We start from the raw sequence: 26,850 nt of genomic DNA on the forward strand, positions 1-26,850 counted from the left end.
TGTTTTTTTATAGCTTACAAGTTATTTAATCTACTAAAGCGTAAGAAACTGCTCCTTTATTGTAAAAATTATCTGAATAAAGTCTTTATTGTTTGCATATTGAAAATTTTGCTCTACAATATTTTTTGTAAGGAAGGGAGCAATATTCATGACAATGTTACAAGATATTCTAGAATTTAACAAAGAGTTTGTACAAGAAAAAAAATATGAACCATTCATCACTACGAAATATCCTGATAAACGTATTGTTGTTTTATCTTGTATGGATACTCGTCTTGTAGAGCTTTTACCAAAAGCGATGAATTTGCGTAATGGCGATGTAAAAATAGTGAAAAGTGCTGGTGCGTTAGTGAGCCATCCTTTCGGTGCAGTTATGCGTAGTTTATTAGTTGCTGTCTACGGCCTACAAGCCGATGAAGTGTATGTCGTGGGACATTATGACTGTGGTATGAGCGCGGTTGATCCTGATGCCATGCTAAGCGAAATGGTGAAGCGAGGCATTGATCCAGAAACCATCAAAATGTTGGAATATTCTGGTTTCGATTTAAAGGATTTTTTACGAGGTTTCGGTGATGTAGCAACAAGTGTTAAGAAAAGTGTCGATACAATTCGTAATCACCCTTTAATGGTAAAAGACGTGCCTGTCCATGGTTTAATTATTGATCCGAATACAGGTCATCTAGATATAATTGAAGACGGTAACAAACAATAAAATGACTTTTTGATGTACAGTAATAAATGAACAAGTGCCTACCCCTCACTACGAGAGATAGGCACTTGTTATTCTATTCATCCTCTAAACGTGCATACATATAATGATCTATCCAGTGACCATTGATATACAGCAGCTTTCTTAGCAGACCTTCCTGTTGAAATCCAGCCTTCGCTAAGACACGCATGGAGGCGCTATTTTGTGTCGATACATATGCCTCTACACGATGTAGACCAATTTGCTCAAATGCGAATCGAACCACCATATTCACAGCTTCTGTGACAATGCCCTTCCCTACGTAAATTTCATCCATCGCATAGCCAACAAATGCACTCGAGTACGGTAAGCGTTTTACAGCATAAAGTGCAATATGTCCTATTAGATTGTTTGTACCATGCTCAAAAATACCAAACGTAAATTCTCGCTTTGACTCCATTAAATAGAGACTTTCTTGAATTTTTTTGTATTGAGCGTCAACTGTATAGTATTCAGGTCTTTGCAGTGGCTCATATATAGACCAAAAGTATTTATTTCGGCTTACGAGACCCATTAAACTTCGTGCATCTTTTTCTTGGAATGTGCGGATGTAGCATTTTTCCCCCTTTATCGTTACCACATTCCCACCCTTTTTTCTTAATAGATTCCAAATTTTAAGCACCATTCTCCACACTAGCCTTCCAATAAATATCAATACATTCCTTTTTGTTACATTGGCTACAATCCATTGATTGAAAACCCTATTTATATTTTATTGTATGTAAAAAAAGATGCTGCTACAACCAAAACAGCTCATGTCTTATTGTCATAGCAGCACAATTCAATTATTTAGTTTTTTGTTCTTTCTTTTTCTCGTTTACTATTTCCAAACTGGATGATTCAGCATCCTCTAGTTGTGCATTGTCTAACACATTTGTTAAATGAAGACCACGTCTTTGAGCTTCTCGTTCAATGTGTGCAATTGTTTCTTGAAGCACCTGAACACGTGCATACTTTTTGTCATCTCCAGCGACTAAGATCCATGGAGCATCTTTTTTATCGGTCTTTTCAAACATTGCATTTGCTGCTTCAATATACTGCGGCGATTTATCACGATTGCGCCAATCTTCAGCTGTTAGCTTCCAAGATTTATAAGGGTTTTGTTCACGTTCTTTAAAGCGTTTTAATTGCTCCTCATCTGAAACATGAAGCCAGAACTTAATAATTATGTAATCTCCTGCAGTTAAGATCTTCTCAAAATTATTAATTTCTTCATAAGCACGAGACCATTCATCCTTCGTTGCAAATCCTTCGATGCGTTCTACTAATACGCGACCATACCATGAGCGATCAAAAATAGCGATTTGTCCATGTTGAGGCAATTTTCTCCAAAATCGTTGTAAATAGTTGTAGCGTAATTCATGTGCTTGAGGAGCAGATATAGGGTGTACAACATAACCGCGTGGATCGACGCGTTCGATCAATCGTTTAATAGCGCCACCTTTACCAGCCGCATCCATTCCTTCAAATACCAAGATTAAGCCAATTTTATTTTTTAATAAAAACTGTTGCGCGTTTAACATTTCATATTGGAGTACTTTTAATTTCTTTTTATACATCTTTTTGTCTAGTTCAATGGATAGGTCTAGATTTTTCAAATTTTGTGCCATGAAACTTCACTCCTTTTATTTGGATATTCTTATTGTACTAAAGAAATATATGGATGCCTATCAGGCATGGTAAATTGTAGATATTATTAGTAAAACAACACGATACATTGTTAGGAATTTCCGTTATAATAAAAAAAGTGACAGTACTATACTTATTTGTCTTTTCCCTATACAATCTAACACGAAGGGAGAGGAAAACATGCCTCGGTTTATCATGATGACAATCTCTTATCTTGTCTCAATCATCCTAACCTTTTCATCCTTTTTCGTGAACATCAACGGTCAATCTTCGCTAGAAATCGCTAATCGTTTTTCTGTAGTATTTGCACCGGTTAGTATAAGTCATGTAATTTGGATTATCATTTATTTATTACTCGGTTATTGGTTAGTTATGAACATCAAAAAGACAACTTTGAAACAGTCTGCGCTCTTTAGTTGCATAAATATATTACAAGCATTGACGGTATACGTCTGGCATCATGAGTTATTTATTGTTTCTCTTGGCATTACATTACTCTTAGTCTTGTATTTATTTATGCTGTATAATACGTACCCTCTTCAGGACAAAGCCTTGTCTGGTCGTATTCCTTTCTCCATTTATTTAGCATGGATGACATTTATTTTTATCACAAATACAAGCTTTACATTAACGGCTTATGGTTGGAACGGCTTTGGTCTTAGTACGCCTCTTTGGGCAGTGATTTTACTAACATTAGGAGGAGCCATTGCGCTACATATCCGTTTCCATCACTTTGATGTTATGTATCCAAGTGTTTTTATTTGGGCTTATATTGGAATCGCCATACATAATGGTTTTGATGAGCTACTTGTCACTACAGCCGCCTTATTTTTATGTGGTGTTCTCTTTGTTGGCATTTTATTTATTAAAAAAAATCCTGCCTACCAAAAATAAATTGGTTAGCAGGATTTTTCATTATATCCTATTCTTCGTCTAATGACGTTAGGATAATTGGTTTATCCTTTGTCACAATGACTGAATGTTCGATTTGAGCTACAAGTGATTTATCAGGTGTCACGAATGTCCAGCCATCACCAGCTTCTACAATATGCTCTGCTTTTGCTGAGATAAATGGCTCAACCGCAAGCACCATACCTTCTTTCATAATGGTAGAATCCCATGCATCATAATAGTTTAAAATATGATTTGGCTCATCATGTAAAGATTTACCTAAGCCATGACCTGTTAAATTCATAATAACAGTTAAGTCATTAGCACTCGCCTCACGTTCAACTGCTTTACCAATTTGATTTAATTTAGATCCAGCCTTTACCTTTGTCATTGCTCGATCAAAGGCACTTTTGGCAACACGGCATAGCTTTTCTTTGTCTTCATAGCCTTCACCAACAACAAATGAGATACCTGTGTCAGCAAAGTAGCCGTTTAAGGAGCCAGAAACATCAATATTCACAATATCGCCTTCTTGAATAACACGCTTTCCTGGAATACCATGCGCCACTTCTTCATTGACACTAATACATGTATATCCAGGGAAATCATATTCTCCCTTCGGTCCAGAAATAGCGCCTGCCTCCGCAAACATGCGGCCAGCAATTTCGTCTAGTTCAAGTGTTGTAACACCTGGTTTTGTTGCAGCTTTCATCGCTTCGCGAATTTCAGCACAAATGCGTCCTATTTTTTTAAAAGCTTCAATCTCTTCTTGTGTTTTTACAATCATGTATAACGTCCCTTTCATCTAATATCTATTCTTTAATATAACATAACTTTTTATGCGTATAACGATAAACGCTTTAAATATTGTATGCTTTCCTACTTTGCAAAGTGCTAAAAGAGCTATTCACAATAAAAAAGTCCCCCCACTCATGTGAAGGGACTTGCATTAAGCTTTTCTTTGCATTAATTGTGGAGCGGCTGTGAATAAAAGAACACCAACGATTGCCGTTAATATAGTTGCTGGTAGCATATATGTACCGTTATAGATGATGGAATAGATCCAAGCATTTTGATCGCCAGCATATTCTGCAAAAAATACAGCACCAGCAATTGTATGTGCCGCGTATCGTAAGAAGCCTGCGAAAACGGTACCTATTATAATATAAAGTGCCATTTTTGTTTTGTTCATATGTTTAGCAGCGTCCAACACTGGTCCACGTACAACTGCCGCTAATCCTACAACTGTAAAAGCAACACCATAATCTAGTAATCCTTGTAGCCAGTGCACGATATAGGAACCAAACATTGTTTGCATAACACCCACAAGTAGTCCCGTTGTTAGCCCAGCTACTAGGCCCCAACGAAACGCGATTAACATAATAGGTACCATGACAAGACTAACTGAGCCACCTTGTGCCCATACTTTAAAGGATACCTGATCAAGTACTAGCCCAATCGCTGCAAATATCGCAATCTCCACTAGCATTAACAGTCTTTTTTTGTCCATACATATTCTCTCCTTTGTTCCGATGTAGGATACAAGAGCAGGAATAGAAATGCACTGATATGTCTCTTTCTGACACCATTTTCCCCCAAGAATGAAAAAACGATGCCAGGACAGAGCCTCACATCGTACAAGTGTCGGTTTCTATCCACATCCCTACGCAAGCGTTAACTTACAGGTTCGAAGAGTCAAGGCATTACGTGCCCAGTCTCAGCTGACATCATCAGCTCCCCTTGTGGTCGTTACATCTGAATTTATTTGAACATTTTCATTGTACGCAAAGGATAGGAGGATTACAACCTCTTCCATACATTATTTTTTTGAAACTTTGCTATTATTCATGCGTAAATATTAAAAAAGGAGGTACAACTATGGAGAATCAAAAAATTTTAGCTGCCTTTAGTTATCTTAGTATTTTCTTCGCCCCTTTCATCGTTCCATTAATTGTGTACATTGTGACAAAAGATAGTGATGTAAAAAAACATTCGATTCGTGCACTTGTCTCTCATTTAATTCCTTTTGTTTTTGGCATCCTGTTCTTTATTGTCTTTGTTTTTTCCACATTTAGTTTAGATCCAACCTCCAGTAATAATACAGTGATGATTATTTGGTTTGCTTCATTCGCCATCTATGCCCTCGTCTCACTTGGTATTGTGATCTGGAATATTATTCAGGCTGTTCGCGTTATCCGTTAATGTTTTATTTTTAAGAGAAACAGGTAGTAGTAATTGTAAAAGGAGCTGTTTTTGGATGAAAGTATCAAACGTTGTGAAAACCGCCGTAAAGTTAGCACCGATTGTTATTCCTATCGTCAGAAAAGTAATGGCTGCAAAAAAGGGAACAACGCCTACAGCCACACCTCGAAAAAAATAAAACCAAGGCGTATTCCTTTTTTTTCGGAAATACGCCTTCGTTTTATTTCACTTCAAAATGTGTTTGACTATGTCCATTCAATGTTTTTTCTACATGTAAAACTGCTGGCATCGCAGATTTCAATTCAGGTACATGAGAAATAACGCCAATCATACGACCAGAATCCTGTAAATCAATTAATGTATCAATTGCCTTATTTAGTGATTCCTCATCGAGTGAACCAAAGCCCTCATCAATAAACATCGTTTCAATATGGATATTACCTTGGAAGCTTTGAATCACATCTGCCATTCCCAAAGCAAGACTTAGCGAAGCATTAAATTTTTCGCCTCCTGATAATGTTTTAACATCTCGTAATTGATCCGTATAGGCATCATAAACATCAAGACCAAGTCCACTCTGCTTTGCATGCTTTTCCAATCTATCTGAGCGTCTGAGCTCAAATTGACCGTTTGATAAATGATACAGCCGTATATTGGCAGCTTCTGTAATTTGATCTAAATAATTAATTTGTATATAACGCTCAAAGGATAGCTTTTTCGCGTTTTGTCCATTTAATAATCCATAGAGTTCCTTTACTCGCCCTGCTTCCTGTTCAAGTAAATGAAGCTCTCTCGCTATTTCTTCTACCTTTTCAATAAAGCCCTGGCATGCTTGTGCAAAACCATTCATCTGTTGCAAACGTTTAAATGCTTCCTCATAGGAAATACGATGCTGTTCTACCCTTGCTTCCATCAACACTAAATCTTGCTTCTCTTTCCCTTGAAGATATGTAGCCCCTTCGGTAATTTGGATTCGCAAAGTGTGTACTTGTAAAGCATAGTCGCTGCATGTTTTTCGAAGGGCATCTAATTGCATGGCACTCCGTTTGGCAGTAGCATATTCCTCGTAGCTATTGAAACCTATTTTCTGCATATTTGCTGAAAATTGCTGAAGCTTTTCATTCATTTTGAGCTGTAATTCCTCAAAAGACTGTTTGGCAATTTCTACAGTTAATTTTGCATTGCTAGCCGCTTCCTTTGCCACATGCAAATTTTCTTGACTCGCTTGCCATCTTTTTTGCAGATTTTCTTTCTGTTTGCTGACATCAGTAAGTTGTTGCTTTAATTGCTGTATAGTTGGTAAGTTAGCTGGCATCTGCTTCAGCTGTTCTTCTACAACCGCTTGTAATCTTGTCCATTCTTTCATCTGCTCCGCTAAATATTGCTCTAGTTTGCTCTGCTTGTTTCGTAGCTGTTCTATTCGATCATGCTGATGTTTTATTTTTAATCGCAAATCAGCTAATTGGTTATAGATAATTTTTAAGGTAGCAATTTCTTTCTCCACTTCATGTAAAGTAGCGGTGATCTGTGCTCGGTCTTCTTGTTTAATATGCTGTGCCTCAAGTTGTTGACATGCATCTTGAAGAAGTTGTTGTGCAGATGCCAAAAATGCCTCTTGTTCTAGATACTTACGCTCGTCTGAAGATGCCTTCGCTCTTAATGTTTCTACTTCAGCAAGCTCGATAACTTCCAGTTGCTCATTGTGTGCTTTCTGATGAGTCATACTACCACAGACAGGACAAGGGTCCCCTTCCTTCAGCTTTTTGGCTAAAATACTAGCCTGACTCGTCAACCACCGTTGCTGCAATAGCTGAAGTGCCTCTTTGCTTTCTTGATAGAGAATAGCTGAAGCGGCTACATCCTGCTTTGCTAACTCTACTGTATTTTTATATTTCTCAACCTGCTTGACTAAAGCTACCTGTTCCCGTAGTTTCGGTAACTGTTCTAAGTAGCCTTCATATGGCTCACCCTGTTTTTCATAGCCCTCCACCGTTTGAGAAAAATGCTTCAATTGCTCTTGTTCTTTTTCCAAAAGCATAAGGTTATCAGTTACTGCTCGTTTCGCTGTTTCAGCATATTGCTCCGCTATTTGCAGCTGTTGTACATTATTTTCATACGCTTCAAATTTCGGCAATAACGCCTGTAACTGCATTTCCTGCTGTAAGATTTGCTGACGTTCAGGCTCTTTAGCCTCTTCTACTGCATATTCTTCTTGTGCACCTTGCAACTGTTCTTCTGCCTGCTGTTGTTTAACTTTCGCTTGTTGAAAAGCTTGTTCTTTTACGTTCAGTTCAGCACGTAAATCCCTGCCTTGTTGTTCTAGCTGCACAAGTCGCTCTGCTTGTTCTGCTAAAGCAATCTCCTGCTCCTTTGCTTGGTATCTATCCTGCTCTTGTAACAGCATCTGTAGTCGTTGCTGTCGATTAGCTTGCTCATCGAATTGTTCATTAAGCGTTTTAGCTAAGCGATAATATTCTTGCTCTTTTTGATGAAGGCTATAAGCTTCATCGTATTGTAGCTGTTCATTTTCTATACATTTCTTATAGAAGCTAAACTCCTCATCAAGTGCCTGCGTCAGTTGATGTAAATTCCCTGTATTATCAGCAATCAATGTGAATAAAGTGGAAGAACGTTGTGGTAAAGCGCCGACAATTTGACCAAGTAAATGTTCTTTTAATTGTTTGGCACGCTCAAGGTCACTTTCTGCCTCTTTACGTTTGGCATCAAGCTTTTTTGCCATGACGCCGAAACGATCTGTTTTAAAGATTTTCCGTAGAATTACTTCTTTATTTGTAGAATCAGAGGTTAATAGTTTACGAAATTCACCTTGAGGTAACATCACAATTTGGCTAAATTGATCTTTTGTGAGACCTATAATTTCATGTAATTTCTTATCGACTTCAAGGGTTTGCTGCTTTTCTACAATACTATAATCAAGCTTTCCCTCTTTTACTTCAGCTAGCTCTATTTTCTTCCCAGTAACCGTTTTATTTTTTTCTTTAATATGACCTGGCTGTCTTACGATTTGATAGACTTTTCCATGCATTTCAAAGATGAGTTCTACAGCTGTATAGACATCATCATGAGCAAAGCCGCTTCTCAGTAATGCTGTATCCTGACGATCCTCCCCACTGCCTGATCCGTAAAGAGCATAGCAAATAGCATCGAAAATGGTTGTTTTCCCAGCACCAGTTTTACCAGAAATAGCAAACAATCGATGTTCTCCTAGTTCTTGAAAATCAATTACTTCCGTGTCTTTATATGGACCAAATGCAGTAATTGTTAACTTTAATGGCTTCATTTTACTGTCTCTCGCTCCTCATCTAATAATTCCTGTAGCATCTCTGTGAAAAGACGTTCCGTATCTTCATCTGGCTGAATGCCGATAATATCGGTGAAAAATGAACGAAATAAGTCAATATCCTCTAGTTTTTCAGCTTCCACCACTTGTAGTTCACGTGGCGCATCTTGCCTTAGTACCTTACGTTCCACATGCATAGCGTGCGGAAACACACTACGAATGCGTTCCATCGGTGAAGTCACAGATATTGTATCCGTCAATCTAACAAATACATAGTCCTCACTTGGTGTTTGCCTTAATAAGTCCTCCAACTGACCTTCTACTACTCGTAAATCTCTTCTTGGCACAAGTTTTCTTTTACTAACTGTGCTATTACCTTGCTCATCTAAATCGATAATTAAAAAGCCTTTCTCATGTAAATGTTCAGATAACGAATATTTTAATGGAGAGCCTGCATAGCGAATGGTTTCGTTTAAGACAAAATGTGCCTTATGTAAGTGCCCAAGTGCCGTATAGTGGAAAGGTTTAAATAAAGCTGCATTTACACAATCTGAACCTCCAATGGAAAGTGGTCGCTCGGAATCACTTGTATTGGCTTCTTCCTCACCATACTTCGTCACAAAGGCATGTCCAACAAAAACATGTCGCTTACTTGTGTCCATGTCTTCCGTGATATGCTCAATAATTTTTTGCATGGCGTCTTGATGAGAACGGATTGATTCTTCTTCAAAGATGTTGCGAATGGCAGCTGGCTCTGCATAGGGTACTAGATGGAAATGTACTTCTCCATGTTGATCATTCAAAACAATAGGTGCATGATTTTTTGTAAATTGGCCCTTGATATATAAACCACTATCCCTCATTAAACGGCTGCCAAAATTTAAACGTCCTGCACTATCGTGATTTCCCGCCACTGCTAAAACAGGAATCTTCTTCTCTAATACTATTTTCGCTAATACATCATTTAATAAATTAACTGCCTCAATAGGAGGCATCGAACGGTCATATAAATCACCTGCGATGATAATTACATCTGGTTTTTCCTCATCTATCGCTTGTATAAATTGTTGAAGAATATCATGTTGATCTTCTGTCATATAGACACCTTGAACAAGCTTTCCTAAATGCCAATCTGCTGTATGAAATATTTTCATTCTTGTACCTCCTAGTCTTCTCTATATTTTAGCATGACTATTCCCTATCTAGTGCTTTCTAACGGTTTAGTAGTTCTAGCCAAAATTGGTTTTCATAGAAAAAAGCATCTTATTAGGTAAGATGCCTTAGATATCGGTTATTTAGATGTATTTGATAAATGCCTTATATCCTGGGAATCCCTGAATAACGTAAGTCGTAAGAGAAGTTTGATGTTGTGCCACTTTTTGCTTCTGAGGTTTCACTGACGATTGTTGCTTTAGGATTTCCTCAAATGATATGGGATTTGGCTCTGGTAATTCTAATGAAGAGATGTTTAAAGCATCACTACCACTATAAACCCGTAAAAATGAGTTAGCCATTTGACGATAGCCTTCGATATTAGGATGGACATCAGCACTATTTGGTAAGTAGTTGGTCGCATTCAATCCAAAGGCGTCATAGACATTTATATAAGCCGCTCCAGCTTGTTCTGCTTGTTGTTGTAAAATCGTATTTAATCTAACTAGCTGAGCATTGGTTCCTTCTTTTTGCGTCGGATGAACTGTTGGATAAGCAAAATAATAGCCCATGACATAGATCTTTGCTTTAGGCGCACGTTCTTCTAATTCATCCAAAATCGATATCATATTTTTTCTTGCCAAATTTAAAGCGTAATCTGCCTGAAGCTGTGAAAAAGCTAAGGTCCCTGCATTTGGGTTCACTTGGACAAGACGTAATAAATCATTGGCCCCTGCCGAAACCGTAATAAGTGTCGCATTTGCTAATAAATTTTGTGCTTCCTCAGATTGGATTCGTTCTAATACATCTGCCGTAGTAAAGCCAGGAAAAGCAAGTTCTTTTGTATAAAATGATAATTGACCGATCGAGCTTAATTTCATGGCAATCAAATCACTATACCCTGCATCAATTTCTTGGTAGGGTGTTTGACCAGCAGCTAAGGAATCTCCAATCGCCACATAGTTTTCCGTTTGAGCAAAAGCAGATGAAGTCCAATATGTCATGGATAATATCGTTATACCTAACAAGCTCCAAAATCGCTTCATCTGCTCTCCTCCGTTTCTTCTCGTCTAAAGATTAAAAAGCCCAGCTACCCTTACGGAAAATGGGCTCAACCGTACCATCCGGTAAAATACCATCAATGTCCATTTCACCACTGCCAATCATGAAGTCTTCATGTGTCACAGAAATATTGGCACCCAATGCCTCAAGTTGGCCGTTTTCTAGGTCTCTACCGCCTTCTAAGCAAGTCGGATATGCCTCACCAATAGCTAAATGGTTTGAAGCATTTTCATCAAATAGCGTATTGAAATATAAAATCTCCGACGCTGAAATTGGTGATTCATGAGGGACAAGTGCCACTTCGCCTAAATAGCTTGAGCCTTCATCTACTTGAATAAGCTCTTGCAATAAATCATGCCCTACTTCAGCCTCTGCCTTAATAATTTTGCCCTCTTCAAATGTTAATTTAAAGCCATCGATGATATTGCCCTGATAAACTAATGGCTTAGTATTACTAACATAACCGTTTACACCTTGTTTCATTGGAAGTGTATAAACTTCTTCTGTTGGCATATTGGCCACAAAGACATTATCTTCTGGTGTTTTACTACCACCAGTTAGCCATTTATGCTGTGGTGCTAAAGCGATTGTTAAATCTGTACCAGGAGCCGTATAGTGAAGTTTTGCATACTTTTTATTATTTAAAAGTTCTGCACGCGATTCTAAATTAGCTACATGCTGACGCCAATTGTCAACTGCATTGCCTTCCCCGATATGCACCGTTTTAAAGATAGCTTCCCATAATGCAGGCACCTGCTGCTCTTCTGTTAATTGAGTGAATACCTTTGCCGCCCATTTAGCTGAAGGAACGGCTACAATGGACCAAGCAATTAAATCCTTCATGACTGCATTGCGATAGTTTTTCAATGCTGCCCCTGATACTTTTTGATGTGTTGCGAGTCTGTCTGCAGGAATTCCTGTTAGCTTATCAGGGTCTGCTGCATCAATCCATAGTAGAGCCCCTTTACGTTCAATAAGTTCATCACGCATTTTTACAACCCATTCAGGGAAGCGATTAAATTCCTCCTCGGAAGCATGCTCAAAATAAGCACGATCCAATTCATCATCGGAAAAGTTTACATGAACACGGCCTGCACCAGCCTTATAAGCCTCTTTTACAACTAAACGGGCAAAATCTAAAGCATCCACAGATGTATTGACTAATAAGTACTGACCTGGTTGGATGTTAACACCCACTTTTACTGCAAGCTCTGCATATGCCTGTAATTTCTCTTCAAATGTCATACTATTTCCCTCGCTTCTGTCCAATTGTTTTAGAATTGCCTTCAATTAGCTCGCCATCATGCCATATTTTTTGCACAGGCTTGCCTGGAATTTCCCTTGTCCACTTTTTATAGGTTTTTTCATCACGATAAGATAATAACGTTAATACTTCACCATCTGCTCCCGCACGTCCAGTACGACCAGAACGATGCAAATACTGCTCAATTGTTCGTGGGACATCAACATGAATAACATGTGTTAAACCAGCAATATCTAAACCACGAGCTGCAATATCTGTCGCAATTAAAATACGTGCGTCTCCTTTACGGAATGCATCTAACGCTTTTTTACGTTCTTCTTTCTTCATATCCGAATGGAGTGTGACAATCGGTGCTGAGCGGTATTGTAGTTTTGTTTCCTTCATTAATAATTGATCAATATTATTAACAAAAGCCAACGCTCTTAAGCCCTCTGTATGGGAAAGTCGGCGTAGGAAATCAGTTTTATCGCGTTCTTCTACTTTCAAGAAAGAATGAACAACTTTACCCACCTTTAACATATCCTCAGGCTTAATTTTAAAACGTAGAGGCTCAAACATCATACGACTTGCCACTAATTCAATTTCCTCTGTAATAGTAGCCGAAACAACAACAACTTGTCGGCCATAGGCAGAACCTTCTATAAAGGATTTGATAACAACACGGTATTCACGACTTAGTAATTGATCACATTCATCTAAAATAACCGTTTCGACTTCTTTTAGCTTTAATTTTCCTGCTCGTGCTAATTCGTTTAAACGACCAGGTGTTCCAACAACAATCGTAGGCTTTTTCTTCAACTTTTCAATTTGGCGGGCAGAATTGGCACCACCAATCAGCTGCTGAACCGTAATATCTGTGCCAGCTGTCCACTCACGAATGACTTCTACGATTTGCATAGCAAGCTCTTGCGAGGGAGCTACGATCAGTCCTTGTGTTTGCTTTTTTGCCCCATTCACTTTATTTAATAATGGTAAGACATATGCTAACGTTTTACCTGATCCTGTTGGAGATTCTGCTACAATATCTTTGCCCTCAAGCATAGCTGGTATCATTTCATCTTGAATTTTCATGGGTGTTTCAAAGTTCCATTTTGCTTGTATTTCTTCTTTTAATAAATTAATGACTGACATGTTATTTCCCACCTTCTATCTACTTGACACTAGTTTAACACACTCCGTAGGTTCCTACTTTATATGTACGAAAGCAATTATCTAATCGTTTCAAGAAAACATTGCTTCCTTTCATAAAAAATCTGCTTCACTCAACACGGAAAAGTAAGCCTGTCCACAACTCTTTCAAGAATTGTAGCTTACCCGTGAAAAGCAAGCAGATTCTTTTCAATTCATTCAACGACTAATCGACTAATTCATAACCACAAGCCAAAATGGCACATTCAGCTAAAACGATTAATGAATCAATATAAATGTCACTTAGCTTCAAATCTCTATTCACAATAGAAAGCTCTGTACACCCTAATACAATACGATCACAATTTAATGCTAACATCGCCTCTTCTATTGGTTGCCAGTCTTCTAACGTAACATCCTTCCCAGCCTTGACGTAATCATAAATGATTGTCATCACATATGATCTCATTTCATTGTCTGGAACAACGGGTGTAATACCAAACTCCTCAAGCGCTTCCTGATACATCCGTGATGTTAAGGTGCCTGTTGTTGCTAAAATACCAACACGCTTCGCTCCTAAATCAGCAGCACGCTTCGCAGTTTCGCGAATCATATGCAATACAGGTATAGGAGAACCTTCTTCAATTTCATGATAAAACGTATGCGCCGTATTACATGGGATAGCAATTATGTCTGCTCCTACCGAAGCTAGTTTTTTTGCATCCTCAATAATAACTGGAACTGGATTATCCTTTGTATTATCTAAAATAAAAGCCGTACGGTCAGGAATATTTGTATCATTATCAATGATGGTATGTAAATGCTCCTGATCTTTTTGTGCTTTCGTACGTCTTACAATCATTTCTCCAATAAACATTGTTGCAAGTGGACCAACGCCACCAATTATTCCTAAAGTTTGTTTTTTCATGTGTTAGACAGACCTTTATTATTAAAATATTTCTTATAGCTGCGATAAAAGCTTAAATTATCAAGCGTGACATTCAACCAACGTTTTGCATTCATATCCTTATAATTAAAAATAGAATCTGTAGCCATACCTTGACGTATTAAACTTTTCGCTTCAATGACTAGTTGTTCATTTTGTACATATTTGAACAGCACACCATTTGGCACAATGGTCCAAAGATGCTTGTTCTTCACATATGTTAGTGATTGTTTACTTCCACGAACAAAATCGTTCGCGACATACTGCATTAAATTATAGCCACTGGCCGTCACATAATAATTGGAAAGTTCATTATGTAATTCAATACTCAACAATTTATATTGACCATCACGTTCATCATATTTCATATCAAATGTGGCAAAGCCTTGAAATTGTATCGCTTCAAGGAATGACTTCACTTTATCTATTAATTCTTGATGATAGGTTGTCATGATTGCTACATAACGCCCAATGCCTTCTGGAGAATGCTCTTCTAAAATGGGGTTACCCACCGCAAGAAGTTTTGCCTTCCCATCTTGTCCAATATACGCATTCACAACACGCATATTAGCATCTTCTCCAGGAATATATTGTTGAATCATCAGATCATCTCGATAAGCTGATTCTTTATAGATAGCACGTAGTATACTGTCCTTTTCATCCTTATCATATGCAATATATACTTTTTTCTTACCAGGAAAAATACATGTAGCATATTTTGTCATATTCATTGGCTTAATGACAACTGGATAATCAAATGGCATGTCGTAGTCTTCATAATCATTCACCGTGCATACATGTGTTGCAGGGTATTGAAAACCAAATTGTGCGCATAGTTCATACATACTTTCACGAGTTAAAAGTTGATGGGCAAGTGTGGCGTCTACATAAGGAACTAGAAAATCCTCTGCTAACTCCTCTTTATGTTCTACGATTTTTTTGACATAAAATTCATCACAAGCTAATAGCAGTAATTTTTTGTCTTGGAACTCCTCCGCAATGGCTTTTAACGCGGTCACAAACCTTTCTTCGATATGAAGTCGCGGTATCTCACGAAAAGTCCATAAATCACTTTGTTGAATTTTTTCCATGTTCGTATGGTTTAGTGCAAGCGGCTTCACACCATAGGCCTCGTAAAATGCTCTGGCCATACCATAAGCATTCATTTCATCTCCAAGTAAAACCGGTAAAAAAACGTGCTCAATGGCCATTCTACTCAACTCACTTTTACTTTTTTATTAGTGTAACATACTAACGATTTGTAGCTTATTTATTTATGAACAGCTACAGCCTGTTTGCCTAGTTCCTGATAACTTTTGAAAAATTGATCGACATTGTAAGTAACATACCCTTTTAAAGGATCCATTACGACTACTTTATCACCTAAATGCCCCGTCAAGACGACTGCATGTAAGTTCATAAAAGCATCATGTGGAGTTGCTTCACCTTTATAAATCCAGCCTCTTTCTGCATTTCGTTTAGGCTTCGATAAATCTAGCGTCACCCATGTCACAACAGGAATGCCTTCACGAACAAGCTGTAAAATATCATCTTGTGAGGCGTTACTCATATTTTTGACATGTAAGTCAGCTTGTTTATCTGTAATGACTGCCTCAGCCGCTTTGACAATTGGGGCAGCAAAAACATACATACCACGCGCTTTATCACGAGGATTACCTGCAAAAGCTTCATTTGGGTTTGGTCCAAAACGTTGATTGCCTGCTGTGCGTATTTCTTGCTTTGGTAAATACTTGTCAGTCATTTCAAGTTTTGACACATCCATTCCAAAATAATTTAATACGGCTGTGAGTGATGTAATTTCACAGCCATGTGGAAGCTCAGGGTTTTGCATGACAACAGGGACATCTAACTCCTGTTCGTCTCTTAAAAAGTGTGTTTGCAAACGATAGTATGGCTTTGTTGTATCATATGTGAAATTCTCGATTGTCGTATACCCATTATTGTTTGTCGAACTATTTTCAAGTGTCGTTGCTGCAATTGCATATTCTCGCCCTGCCTTTAGCTTCGAAAATACAGCCTCTCCCTCTTCTGAACCAATTGCTTCTTCCACTACATCACCTGTTTGTACGTCTGTCACCGTGAGGAAGAGATTTGGAATAGGTGCCCCGCTATTAAATTCTACTGTTAAAACTGTTAATTGATTTTTTTGTTCAGCATCTTGCTGTGAAAATGGCTGACAGCCTGAAAGTAACATAATAATCAAAATGCCAATAAGTAAAAGGCGTTTATACCCCGTCCACAAGACAAATTCCGCTCCTATTCTAAGGCGAAGAGCAAACCCTTCGCCATTCTCTTTATTCAATTTGTCGTAGACTCTATTATACGATACTTTCATAGCCGTTCCTATTTTATCTTGATTCAGCACCTATTTTTTGTACCGAAAGCGAGCGGCAAGTACACAAGACTCTTTCTTTTCAAGTAAACTTAAAAATTTGGATAACATTTATGCTGAGAAATAATTGAACCGACTCAAATCGTTGTCACTTTCGGCCGTAATGTATGCTTTAGTACCTTACCAGAGGCATTGCGTGGCAATTCTGCTAAAAATTCTATTTCATACGGTACTTTATATTTGGCAAGTCGTGTTTGACAATAGGATAATATCGAATTTTCATCGAGAGACTTGCCTTCCTTCAACACCACAAATGCTTTTGGTACTTCTCCATATACTTCATGTGGCAATCCAACCACTGCTGCTTCTAAAATTTCTGACATTTGATATAGAACTTCTTCTACTTCGATTGGGTAAATATTCTCTCCACCACGGATGATCATATCTTTTTTCCGATCTACAATATATAAATAGCCTTCCTCATCAAAACGTCCTAAATCGCCTGAGTACAGCCAGCCATCTCTAATCGCTCTTGCTGTTTCCTCTGGATTGCGCAAATAGCCCTTCATTACTTGTGGTCCTCTTACGCAAATTTCGCCCACCTCGCCAGCTGGTACGGTCTTTCCTTCGCTATCAACTACACGTACATCTGTCTGTGCTAATGGTTTTCCAACTGAGCCAATTTTCGTCAATGCATCCGTATCTAATAAAGAGGTAGCTGCAGGTGAATTTTCAGTTTGACCATAAAGATTTTGAACCTTTACATTTGGAAATGCTTCTTTCACTTGCTTTACGAGCTCATAAGGCATTGGGGCAGCCCCGTAACATAATAAACGTAAATGTTTAAAGCTATGTTCCTTGAATTCAGGAGTATTTAAAATGATGGTATACATAGATGGAACACCAAAGAAAATGGTTGACTCAGTAGCTGCAATTTGAGCTAACGTTTTAGTTGGTGAGAATGCTTCTTCAATGACTACTGTTCCCCCTTGATAAAACATAGGCATAGCAAAAACATGAAGACCTGCACAATGAAACAATGGCGTACAAATAAACATCTTATCCTTGCTAGACATATTCATAGAAGACGACCATATCTCTGCGGTAGCCACGATATTTTGATGTGTGAGCATAACGCCTTTGGGTTTACCTGTTGTACCAGATGTATACATGACCACAGCTGTGTCATGAGCCTCCAATTGCACAATTTTTCTTTCACGTTTGTCGTATTCTATTATGTTTTTCATTTCTTGAAATCCAATCGTATGTTGGAATGAATAAGAAACGTCCTCTAATGCCTGTGTTAATCTTTCATCAAAAATTAAGCCTTTTGCTTGTGAATGATTAAAAATAAAATCAACCTCAGGAGCAGCTAATTTAGTGTTAATAGGCATCACAATAAATCCAGCTAATTGGACACCTAAATAAGCGATTAAAAATAAATCTGAATTAAGCGTATATAAGGCAATCACATCATCTTTTTCAAAATCTTGTTCCTGCAAGTAAGCCGCAAATCTTTCTACACGTTGATAAAAATCATGATAGCTTAACGTTTTTCCATCATACAATGTTGCAATTGCATTTGGTTGCTGCCCTGCATAGTTTTCTAGAATCTCTGTCATAAACATCGTCATTATAAGCCCTCCATACATTCATTTTTTATTACGGAAAAGACACGAATGGGAAACTATTAAACTTCTTAAAATTCAGAAAATTATGATTATATTTTAACAAGCAATGAATTTCTTGGCAATTTTTCCACACAATCAAAATATGTAATTGAAGTAACGAAATATTCTTAGACATTTTACTTTTCTAGCAATTTCTATTGGGTGTATGATACTTGTACGATCATTTTAAGGAAAGGCCGGGTTTAAATGCTTTATGCACTTTTAGGAGATTTACATTCTAATATAGAAGACACTCAAGCTGTTCTAGCTCATATTCAACAAACAGCAGAAGAAGCAAAAATCATCGGGTTAGGTGATTTATATGAATGCACTGTCAGTAAGAAAAAGGCACAAACCCTATCTGGCTTACCTTTGCAAAAGGCGGCCATAATAGAAAGTGAATTTGAAAAACTACTAACCTTCCCCTCAATACGAGGCAATCAAGAAGAACGCATTACGCAGGTTACTGGCATCGAACGTTTTAAAGCTTTACCTGAGACAATGGAGATTGATGGCGCCACGCTTATGCACGGACATCAATTTAAGTGGAATGTAAGCTGGCAGCCAACATTCCCACCCTTTCAAAAACCATTATTTTTCTTCGGGCATAGTCACGAATCAGGCCTTTATCATCAGCAAAAAAAGTTACCGATTCGTATTCGCTACGGGCAGCCTATTGTATTACAGGACAAACAATATGGCGTTAATGTAGGCTCTGTTATCAATCACCGTGAATGGTGTCTTTATGATAGCAAAAACCGAACAGTGACATTTATGTGTGTCCCACCTATTCATCTATAAGAGAGCAAGCTAGTCTACATACTAGCTTGCTCTGTTAGTGTTGAAAAACAAAACAGTCAATTGAAAGGTAGAAATGGATTTCCGTTGCAGGCTGCTTGCTTTCCTGTGGGCGAGCGCCGAATCGCTTCCTCCGCTACCGCTCCGTGCAGGGCTTCGCCTGTCTCGCTATCCCACGGGAGTCAAGTAGCCTTCCACTTCAACCCACTGACTTTTTAGCAAAGGTTTTCAAATAAAGGGAAGGTGCTCACTACTCTTTATGAAGAGGTGTTGTCACGCATCACTTCTCCACATTGAAAATAAGAGCCTATCCTCTCTCTAAGAATACAAATAATAGGCTATTTAATTGCTAAGCTACTTTGAAAATTTGCAGAATGGTTGATTGGAGTGGAGCCAGCGTCACTCCTAGGGGATTTAGCGTCACAGAGGAGACCCTGGAGCGAACGGAAGTGAGTGAAGCGGCTCATCGGACGCCCCCTGGAAAGGACGCTGGCGGAACGGAAATCAACCCCTCACCTTGCTAAAAGGTCTTTTTCTGCTAGTGACATGATCTTTTTTCAACAATATGAGAGCAAGCTAGTTCTATAGACTAGCTTGCTCTCAATTTTCTAATGAATATATTGCTTCTTCTCGCTCAATAAAATTTCCTTTAGCGCTTTTAATTTTTCAATAACAACATACGATTCATCCGTAATTTCTTTCAGGTATTTTTCAGCGCCCGTTTTATTGCCTACATTGTATTCACGGACTGCTTTTTTTGCAATATCATGAACGTGAATAAATGGCTGTTCTAACTCTGCGTAGACACGCTCATTACCTAACAGTTTTTTTCCTGTGCCGTAATACCATTCGCCAAGGCGAGATTCTTTTGGAGACCCTACATCCTGCTCCGTCATCGTTTCAAAACCTAATAGCAAATTATAGATTTTCCATCTCCACAATAGATGGTCAGTAATGGCTAATTCAATAATATCCTCTTGGCTAATAATAAAGTTTTTAGAAATCGTCGTGGATCGATATCCATCAATCATTTTACTTAACTTATAAATGGCAGAGCCCATATCAAAAACGATTACCTTACTTTTTTGCATGCTCTCCGTAATTGTATGGTTACGTTCTGAAATAGTTGTAGCAGATTGTGCTTGTACCTTTGTCGTTGTGGCTATTTCCTCAAAGCGGGCACCTTGCTGCTGTAAATTTTTATTTAGCTCTGCTAGCGTCTGTGAAATATATAAGGTATCTGTAACACCTTGATGTAAATCTTGTGAAAATTGAGTCGTCAATGAACTAATATTATGGGTAATATGAAGTAGCTCCTGTATATCTGTATGTATAGATTTAACAGATGTACTTGTATCATCAGCAAGTTTACGAACTTCCTCCGCAACAACCGCAAAGCCTTTCCCTGCTTCTCCAGCACGAGCCGCCTCAATCGATGCATTTAAGGCCAATAAATTTGTTTGATCTGCAATTTTCTTAATTAATTCCATCAACTTCGCTACACTATTTACACGTTCAACTAAACGCTTAATATCTTCCTGCATTGATTTATGGCCTTCATCGGTTGTCTGTAAAATAGATGATACTTGTTGCAATGATTCCAAATCCTGATTTAATTTTTTAAAGGCATGCTTTGTTTGCTCTGAGATATCACCAACTGATGTGGCAATTTCTTCAATACTCTCGTCTAACTCATGCATTAATTGATCTGCTGCGACAATCTCCTGTTGCTGAATCTCTTGAAATTCAATCAGTTCCTTAATGGTATCTAACTGTGTATTATAAGTAATAATTTCACCTAACCCATTCACAACAGATCCTGCTTGAATTTCAATATAGGTCTCTAAAATGATTTGTTGATCAATTGTTACTAAACTATCATAGGACAATAAAACATCCAACATTTTTTCTTCATCACGTGATAGTTCTTTAACAATAAGCGGAATGATTAATTGGTTAATCAGTGTATAGGCAGAAATCATCCAGTTCGGTAGTACCCCTATTCGAGCATGAACATAGGCAATTTTACGTCGCTTAAAGACATAATCTAAATCTAATTCATCATCAAATAAGCTAATAAAATGTGAATCAAACAACCCTTTCAAGCGCTCTACTGTTGAATGTGTATTGATGACATGATTAAACTCTGGAATTTCCAGTAGACGAGCATAAAAATTATCGAGTATATACTGTCGATTATTCTCGTAAATTTTACGTAAAAACCCAACAGATTCTCTTCTAATTCTAGATAAAGCAAGGAAATCTAATTTTTCTTTAAAGCGTTCATTTGTTTCGATGTCTGAATTTTTTGTAGCTGAGAAATAATCATAACTTTGATTAATCTTCTTCCTTTTGAACATTGCTCCCACTCCTAGTTGTATTAAATTAAAGTAAAATAAAATTACCAATATTTTAAAGCCAATAATAGATCTCTCTTCATTACCTTCAACTAATAAAACATATATATTTTACCAACAATAGAAAGACAAAAATAGATTCTCATTTAATTCTTTACACTTTATTATTTTTTCGTCCACTTTATTGACAATTTCTTATTTTCCTAGTTAAACACTGTCTTTACGCAGAAAAAGCGCTAAAATCACGTTTGATCCTAGCGCCTTCTTCCCATATAAACTTATCGTTAGTGCTAGCACTCGCAATCGCAATTTTGTAAGCTATCTAGTAGCTTTTCCATGGCTTCTAGTTGCTCACAAAACGTTTGAATCATGCATCGTAGGATTGGTATTAATTCTTGACAAATGCAGAATCTAAGCACATTTTGTGCCAGTCGTATACCACCCTGATGATGGACAATCATTTCCCGCAGATAATTGATATTAATGCTGTTGGAGACTGGCGGTGCACACATTGCATTGAACATAGCTTCTGTAATTTCTTTATAAGCACACATATACTCGTATAATTCATACTCTGAATTTTGCACGACACAACATCGATTTTGTATCGCTTCAAGACTCTCAACCATTTCTGTATGTGTTCGAATGATTTCTAATGCGAGATTTTGTACAGGGATATTCGTTGTATAGCGTAAAACATTTTCAGACATTTGGATTGCTGCAACTTGATGAGGGAGGATTTGTTTAATAAAGTTTTCTGAGATACTACAAGTAATGGTAACATAGGTCATACCCTGCATCATTTTTTTGAGGATTCGCTGATATTCCTCTAGATATGCCTTAGTCACATTACTGAGTTCAATTGGTTTAGCCATTAGACACACTCCTTTCAGAGTAATGTATGCCTGCTAGGTTGTTGTGCGATAGACAATTGTACCAATTGCTCAATTTTTACCAGCCATCATCATCGTAAAAAATTATACTTGCTCTTTCTTATATGTATCTATACATGTAGAACAAATGCATATTTTTAGCTCTCCCTGCACTGCATTTAACAGATGTTCTGGAATGCTAACTGTCATACACCAGCACTCTTTTTCGCCTTTTGCCACGCCACAATGATTTTCTCCCCCACATAATGGACATTTCATTTCTCCAGTTGACATGCTCCTACAACTCCTTTTCTTTTCCCATTGTAAAGTAAAAAAGGAAGAGCACTCAATACCTTGCTCCTCCCAAACGCTTATTGTTGATGCTTGTGTATGTCTTGTTTTACTTCTTCAGTATCTGTGTCACTATAAATGGATGTTCCATGCCCACCACTTTTTGCTAACAATGCCTTCACTTCATTATAGGATAATCCTGCGTCTGCATTTTTTTGCTTCACTTCATTAATATTCGTGCCTGCAGATGTAAATTGGACTTCTTTTTCATGATTCATTGTATTTCTACCTCCTATAATTCATCTGGCTGCATTTCAATCAATTCATCGCCTTCTCTTTTTACTCGCTTATTGAGCTCCTCTATAGGAATGGCATCTACAGTTTGCATATCCTCATGCAAATCGAAAAGACTAATTGTATCTGATTCAACCATGTCAGGCTTGTCCTTGCTATTTAAATTCATGAACATTTTCTTTTCATGTGGTATTTTTTCGATATCCATTCTGTCACACTCCTTTTCCTATAATGTGTGTAAAGCTGGACAGATTATGTGTCTTTCCCTTGTGCGCTTTTATCAATACGGTGATACTCAGCTATTTGAATAACTCGTACATGTTTTGTGTGCAGTTCATGGTATATACCCCTACTATCGGTAAAGGAAATATCTTGATCGCGTTCACTTTTCACTAATTTTTCTGCCTCTTGTTGCGATTCAATATCAATTACGCCTTAGCGTAATTGCGTCCAGATTTTTTTCGAGCTTGCTCGATCATCTCACCGCCTATAGATGGACGTTTTCTGCTGAATCAAGATAAATGAATCTTCGTACATAATGTATCTCATCAAAAAAATACGTAATTTTAAATTCCTTCATCTTTATGCCCCTTAATCCTGCAATGTCACCGCTTATTCTGTCCAGAAACTGAAAAACCTTGCATTCCTAAAATTACATAAAACATATGAAGCATATAGTAGAACAATAAACATTTGCATTGGAGGGAGTAATGATTGATTCATACAGTCAAAGCTGGTGAAACCCTTGCTCAAATTTCTCAAGATTACCGTACACCTTTAGCATCCATTATCGCTGCAAACCCAGGAATTCAGCCTGATCATCTTGTCATTGGTCAACAAATCGTCATCCCTGGCTTGCCCGACCCCGAGACAATTCCTTACCGTATCGAGATCTCTACCAATAATCGCTGGCTACGTTTATATAGAAACAATATCCTTCAAAAACAATACCCTATTGCAGTTGGACGCATGCTTCACGAAACACCCGTAGGTAGTTTTATTATCATTAATAAAGCGCCAAACCCTGGCGGTCCTTTTGGCACGATGTGGATGAGTCTTTCTAAAGAACATTACGGAATTCATGGCACAAATGATCCTAGCTCTATTGGGCATGCTGTGTCACATGGTTGTATCCGTATGCATAATCGAGATGTTGAAGAGCTTGCCAGTATTGTGCCAATCGGTACAGAAGTAGTGATTCATCCCTAACTAAAAAGGCTATCTATACAAATTAGATAGCCGCTTGTTTTCATTATCTTATCCTCTAGTCTGCGCAAGCTTCGTTAAATAGTATTGCTCTTCCCGCCACATATAATCCGCCATCGGAGCTTTAAATTTCAATCCTCCCCATTCTCTTAAAACGTTTTCATAATGCTACATCTCATAGTAGTAAGATTAAGCATTGCAAATTTCGTATAGGATGAAATGCTAAAAGCTATACTACCTATGGCAAAAGCAATTATTTGATAGCTTTATTTAAAACTATAGGAGGGAATACGTTGTCCACAAGTAAACAGTTATTATCCATTTTCGCCCTAGGTGGCATCAATGAAATTGGAAAAAATATGTATGTAGTACAATATGCAGATGACATAATTATTATTGATTGCGGAGCAAAATTTCCAGATGAAACCCTGCTTGGTATTGATCTTATCATTCCTGATATTACGTATTTACTTGATCATAAGGAAAAAATTAAGGCATTAATTGTCACACATGGGCATGAGGATCACATTGGTGGGATTCCTTATTTACTAAAAAAATTAAATGTCCCTGTGTATGCTACTCGATTCACTCTCGGACTTATTGAATTAAAGCTAAAGGAACATAAGCTTTTGAGAGAAACGGATTTAATTGAAATTCACGCTGACTCAGCTCTACATTTAGGACAAATTGATATTAATTTCTTCAGAACCAATCATAGTATACCCGATTGTTTAGGAATCGTTTTAGCTACTCCTGAAGGAAATGTTGTCCATACGGGAGACTTTAAATTTGATCTAACGCCCGTTAATAACCAGTTTGCTGATATTCATAAAATGGCGGAAATCGGTTCAAAGGGTGTGCTAGTTCTGATCTCGGAAAGTACAAATGCAGAAAGACCAGGTTTGACACCTTCTGAGCAACTGGTAGGGCATCATATTGAGGAAGCCTTTTTACATGCTGAACGGAAAGTAATCATCTCTACCTTTGCTTCAAATGTTAATCGTATCCAACAAATCGTACATGCAACAATTGCCACCAATAGGAAGTTAGCTTTAGTTGGGCGCAGCATGGTCAATGTTGTGGATGTCGCGATTGAACGAGGTTATTTATTTGTGCCAGAAGATCTGTTAATTGATGCACGAGAAGTTAAATACCTCCCCCCAGAAGAAGTAGTGGTCCTCTGCACAGGTAGCCAAGGCGAGCCTCTAGCAGCACTTGCACGATTAGCAAATGGCAACCATCGTGAGGTAAAAGTTCTGCCAGATGATACAGTCATTCTTGCCGCTTCTCCGATTCCAGGTAATGAAAAGGGCGTTTCTCGTATTGTAGACAATTTGTTTCAGCTTGGTGCTAAGGTGATTTATGGTTCTTCCAGTCATACAGGTATGCATGTTTCAGGACATGGTCATCAAGAAGACTTGAAGCTGATGCTGACGTTTATGAAGCCTAAATTTTTCATCCCTATTCATGGTGAGTATCGCATGTTACATCAACATCGTTTATTAGCGGAATCTATTGGTGTTCAAAAGGGACATACCTTTATTATGAAAAATGGAGATGTCGTGGACATTGAAAATGCGAAGGCAAGGCAAACGCGTAAAATTCCAGCTGGTGATACGTATGTTGATGGGATTGGCATAGGTGAAGTAGAGGGAATTGTCCTCCGTGATCGCAAGCAACTTTCAGAAGATGGAATGCTTGTTATTGTATTAACACTCAATAAAGCAGATGGTTCTTTTATTTCAGAACCTGATACCATTTCACGTGGTTTTGTTTATGCTAAAGATTTCGAGGCACTTTTAACTAAGGCCAATGTGCTTACCAAAGAAATCGTAAATGAGCTTCAAGAAGAAAGCAGACAGCAAATACATGTCCTACGCCGAGAAATTAAAAGAGCTGTTGGACAATATTTATTTACCCAAACCAAACGAAAGCCAATGATTTTACCGATTATTATTGAAATTTAATAAGTCGGTGCAAGGATTGTCCAATCCATTTTGCACCGACTTATGTTAATTGCTCAACCTTTGAAAGGAATCATTTAGAAGATCTCCATTAAAAACTTTATGTAACATATCAGCATATACATGTTGGAGCTGTTCAAAGCTATGATGTAAGTTTTTTGAATGCTGATTTACTTGGTTTGAAATATTATTGAAATACTGTGGAAGGTCCTCTATCGCTGCGACTAAAGAATCTTTATTCATTAATAAATGTTGAACAGCATTTAATAATTGAGCTGCTCTATGCTGAATATCAAGAGGAGGTAATGCAATTCTTAAACGAAAGATATTACGTCTCTCTTTATTTATTTGAAACCATTTAAAAAAGTGAAATAAATAATCACTGACAACAATGGATTCATTCGGAATAATGGCAATGATATCATGACCGATACACACAGCTTTTTTACATTGATAAATCAAGGTTTCCTGTAAATTAAATTTATTTAGAAGAATGCTTTTAGCAGGCACGATTGACAAATTAAATGAATCAACTGTGTGATCAACCTTTGGCACTTGACTAAAATCATCGTCTCTCAATAATTGCATTAGCATTTCTTCGGTGATAAAAGGAGTATCTTCCCTAGTAAAACATTGATCATTCACAATCAAATGACCAATTTGTATTTTTGCTATTTCTTCTAAAAAAAACTGCTTCACCATGTATGAACCCTCCAATCCTC

General features: G+C 37.7%; 26 protein-coding genes and 1 riboswitch. Of the genes, 7 read left to right on the forward strand and 19 right to left on the reverse strand.

Annotation, left to right across the window (positions count from 1 at the left end):
* The first annotated feature begins 148 nt into the window (after positions 1-148).
* A complete protein-coding gene (locus JTI58_RS05130; protein WP_205445640.1) occupies positions 149-712 on the forward strand; it encodes a beta-class carbonic anhydrase in 564 nt (187 codons plus the stop codon).
* 73 nt (positions 713-785) lie between these two features.
* Here the strand turns inward: JTI58_RS05130 and JTI58_RS05135 are convergent, their stop codons facing one another.
* Together JTI58_RS05135 and JTI58_RS05140 are read right to left on the reverse strand one after the other, a co-directional pair.
* On the reverse strand, positions 786-1,373 hold the full coding sequence (locus JTI58_RS05135) for a GNAT family N-acetyltransferase (RefSeq protein WP_205445642.1): 588 nt from the start codon (positions 1,371-1,373) through the stop codon (positions 786-788).
* 160 nt (positions 1,374-1,533) lie between these two features.
* Positions 1,534-2,358 (reverse strand): polyphosphate kinase 2 family protein, encoded by an 825-nt coding sequence (locus JTI58_RS05140; protein WP_205445644.1) that lies wholly within the window; start codon positions 2,356-2,358, stop codon positions 1,534-1,536.
* A gap of 199 nt (positions 2,359-2,557) precedes the next feature.
* On the opposite strand from JTI58_RS05140, the gene JTI58_RS05145 reads away from it, so the two are divergent.
* On the forward strand, positions 2,558-3,271 hold the full coding sequence (locus tag JTI58_RS05145) for a TspO-related membrane protein (protein WP_205445645.1): 714 nt from the start codon (positions 2,558-2,560) through the stop codon (positions 3,269-3,271).
* Positions 3,272-3,299: 28 nt separating this feature from the next.
* Here the strand turns inward: JTI58_RS05145 and map are convergent, their stop codons facing one another.
* Both map and thiT read right to left on the reverse strand, forming a co-directional pair.
* A complete protein-coding gene (map, locus tag JTI58_RS05150) occupies positions 3,300-4,055 on the reverse strand; it encodes a type I methionyl aminopeptidase (RefSeq protein WP_205445648.1) in 756 nt (251 codons plus the stop codon).
* A 162-nt stretch (positions 4,056-4,217) separates the two neighbouring features.
* A complete protein-coding gene (gene thiT, locus JTI58_RS05155; protein WP_205445649.1) occupies positions 4,218-4,778 on the reverse strand; it encodes an energy-coupled thiamine transporter ThiT in 561 nt (186 codons plus the stop codon).
* A gap of 133 nt (positions 4,779-4,911) precedes the next feature.
* Positions 4,912-5,019, reverse strand: a riboswitch (TPP riboswitch).
* Between the two features lie 127 nt (positions 5,020-5,146).
* On the opposite strand from thiT, the gene JTI58_RS05160 reads away from it, so the two are divergent.
* Positions 5,147-5,470: a magnetosome magnetite crystal formation protein family gene (locus JTI58_RS05160; RefSeq protein WP_205445651.1), complete on the forward strand. Its 324-nt coding sequence runs from the start codon at positions 5,147-5,149 to the stop codon at positions 5,468-5,470.
* Between the two features lie 55 nt (positions 5,471-5,525).
* Positions 5,526-5,648 carry a hypothetical protein gene (locus tag JTI58_RS25035; protein WP_279381306.1) on the forward strand — a complete coding sequence of 41 codons (123 nt, stop codon included), beginning with the start codon at positions 5,526-5,528 and terminating at the stop codon, positions 5,646-5,648.
* Positions 5,649-5,690: 42 nt separating this feature from the next.
* On the opposite strand, the gene JTI58_RS05165 is transcribed toward JTI58_RS25035, so the two are convergent.
* From JTI58_RS05165 to JTI58_RS05205, 9 genes are all read right to left on the reverse strand, one after another.
* Complete coding sequence (locus JTI58_RS05165; RefSeq protein WP_205445652.1) at positions 5,691-8,771, reverse strand: SbcC/MukB-like Walker B domain-containing protein; 3,081 nt, start codon at positions 8,769-8,771, stop codon at positions 5,691-5,693.
* On the reverse strand, positions 8,768-9,925 hold the full coding sequence (locus JTI58_RS05170; RefSeq protein WP_205445654.1) for an exonuclease SbcCD subunit D: 1,158 nt from the start codon (positions 9,923-9,925) through the stop codon (positions 8,768-8,770). The genes JTI58_RS05165 and JTI58_RS05170 overlap by 4 nt, the downstream gene beginning before the upstream one ends.
* Positions 9,926-10,066: 141 nt before the next feature.
* Positions 10,067-10,969, reverse strand: a complete 903-nt coding sequence (locus JTI58_RS05175) for an SGNH/GDSL hydrolase family protein (protein ID WP_205445656.1) — start codon at positions 10,967-10,969, stop codon at positions 10,067-10,069.
* Between the two features lie 31 nt (positions 10,970-11,000).
* Positions 11,001-12,230: an aminopeptidase gene (locus JTI58_RS05180; protein ID WP_205445657.1), complete on the reverse strand. Its 1,230-nt coding sequence runs from the start codon at positions 12,228-12,230 to the stop codon at positions 11,001-11,003.
* Between the two features lies 1 nt (position 12,231).
* Positions 12,232-13,380, reverse strand: coding sequence for a DEAD/DEAH box helicase (locus JTI58_RS05185; protein WP_205445659.1), 1,149 nt, complete (start codon positions 13,378-13,380; stop codon positions 12,232-12,234).
* Positions 13,381-13,603: 223 nt separating this feature from the next.
* Entirely contained in the window at positions 13,604-14,305 is a 702-nt protein-coding gene (locus JTI58_RS05190) for a cysteate racemase (protein ID WP_205445660.1), read from the reverse strand.
* Entirely contained in the window at positions 14,302-15,534 is a 1,233-nt protein-coding gene (locus JTI58_RS05195; RefSeq protein ID WP_205445662.1) for a carboxylate--amine ligase, read from the reverse strand. The genes JTI58_RS05190 and JTI58_RS05195 overlap by 4 nt, the downstream gene beginning before the upstream one ends.
* A gap of 59 nt (positions 15,535-15,593) precedes the next feature.
* Positions 15,594-16,679, reverse strand: a complete 1,086-nt coding sequence (locus tag JTI58_RS05200; RefSeq protein WP_243456318.1) for a C39 family peptidase — start codon at positions 16,677-16,679, stop codon at positions 15,594-15,596.
* Between the two features lie 134 nt (positions 16,680-16,813).
* Positions 16,814-18,310: a class I adenylate-forming enzyme family protein gene (locus JTI58_RS05205; RefSeq protein WP_205445664.1), complete on the reverse strand. Its 1,497-nt coding sequence runs from the start codon at positions 18,308-18,310 to the stop codon at positions 16,814-16,816.
* 243 nt (positions 18,311-18,553) lie between these two features.
* Here JTI58_RS05205 and JTI58_RS05210 point away from each other — a divergent pair, with 243 nt between their 5' ends.
* Entirely contained in the window at positions 18,554-19,147 is a 594-nt protein-coding gene (locus tag JTI58_RS05210) for a metallophosphoesterase family protein (protein ID WP_205445665.1), read from the forward strand.
* Between the two features lie 605 nt (positions 19,148-19,752).
* Here the strand turns inward: JTI58_RS05210 and JTI58_RS05215 are convergent.
* The 5 genes from JTI58_RS05215 to JTI58_RS05235 all read right to left on the reverse strand — a co-directional run bounded on the left by JTI58_RS05215 (position 19,753) and on the right by JTI58_RS05235 (position 23,166).
* Positions 19,753-21,504, reverse strand: a complete 1,752-nt coding sequence (locus JTI58_RS05215) for a methyl-accepting chemotaxis protein (protein WP_205445666.1) — start codon at positions 21,502-21,504, stop codon at positions 19,753-19,755.
* A 287-nt stretch (positions 21,505-21,791) separates the two neighbouring features.
* Positions 21,792-22,376, reverse strand: coding sequence for a DUF305 domain-containing protein (locus JTI58_RS05220; protein ID WP_205445668.1), 585 nt, complete (start codon positions 22,374-22,376; stop codon positions 21,792-21,794).
* 102 nt (positions 22,377-22,478) lie between these two features.
* Complete coding sequence (locus JTI58_RS05225; protein ID WP_205445669.1) at positions 22,479-22,667, reverse strand: cysteine-rich CWC family protein; 189 nt, start codon at positions 22,665-22,667, stop codon at positions 22,479-22,481.
* Positions 22,668-22,744: 77 nt separating this feature from the next.
* The gene (locus JTI58_RS05230) at positions 22,745-22,942 is read right to left on the reverse strand and encodes a gamma-type small acid-soluble spore protein (RefSeq protein WP_205445671.1); all 198 of its coding nucleotides are present in this window, start codon (positions 22,940-22,942) and stop codon (positions 22,745-22,747) included.
* A 14-nt stretch (positions 22,943-22,956) separates the two neighbouring features.
* Positions 22,957-23,166, reverse strand: coding sequence for a hypothetical protein (locus tag JTI58_RS05235; RefSeq protein ID WP_004225632.1), 210 nt, complete (start codon positions 23,164-23,166; stop codon positions 22,957-22,959).
* 506 nt (positions 23,167-23,672) lie between these two features.
* Here JTI58_RS05235 and JTI58_RS05240 point away from each other — a divergent pair.
* Both JTI58_RS05240 and JTI58_RS05245 read left to right on the forward strand, forming a co-directional pair.
* On the forward strand, positions 23,673-24,167 hold the full coding sequence (locus JTI58_RS05240) for a L,D-transpeptidase family protein (protein WP_205445672.1): 495 nt from the start codon (positions 23,673-23,675) through the stop codon (positions 24,165-24,167).
* A gap of 290 nt (positions 24,168-24,457) precedes the next feature.
* Complete coding sequence (locus tag JTI58_RS05245) at positions 24,458-26,131, forward strand: ribonuclease J (RefSeq protein ID WP_205445674.1); 1,674 nt, start codon at positions 24,458-24,460, stop codon at positions 26,129-26,131.
* A 45-nt stretch (positions 26,132-26,176) separates the two neighbouring features.
* On the opposite strand, the gene JTI58_RS05250 is transcribed toward JTI58_RS05245, so the two are convergent.
* A complete protein-coding gene (locus JTI58_RS05250; protein ID WP_205445676.1) occupies positions 26,177-26,830 on the reverse strand; it encodes a restriction endonuclease subunit S domain-containing protein in 654 nt (217 codons plus the stop codon).
* Positions 26,831-26,850: the final 20 nt, after the last annotated feature.

It is taken from the genome of Lysinibacillus fusiformis (genome assembly GCF_016925635.1).
Taxonomy (GTDB): domain Bacteria; phylum Bacillota; class Bacilli; order Bacillales_A; family Planococcaceae; genus Lysinibacillus; species Lysinibacillus fusiformis_F.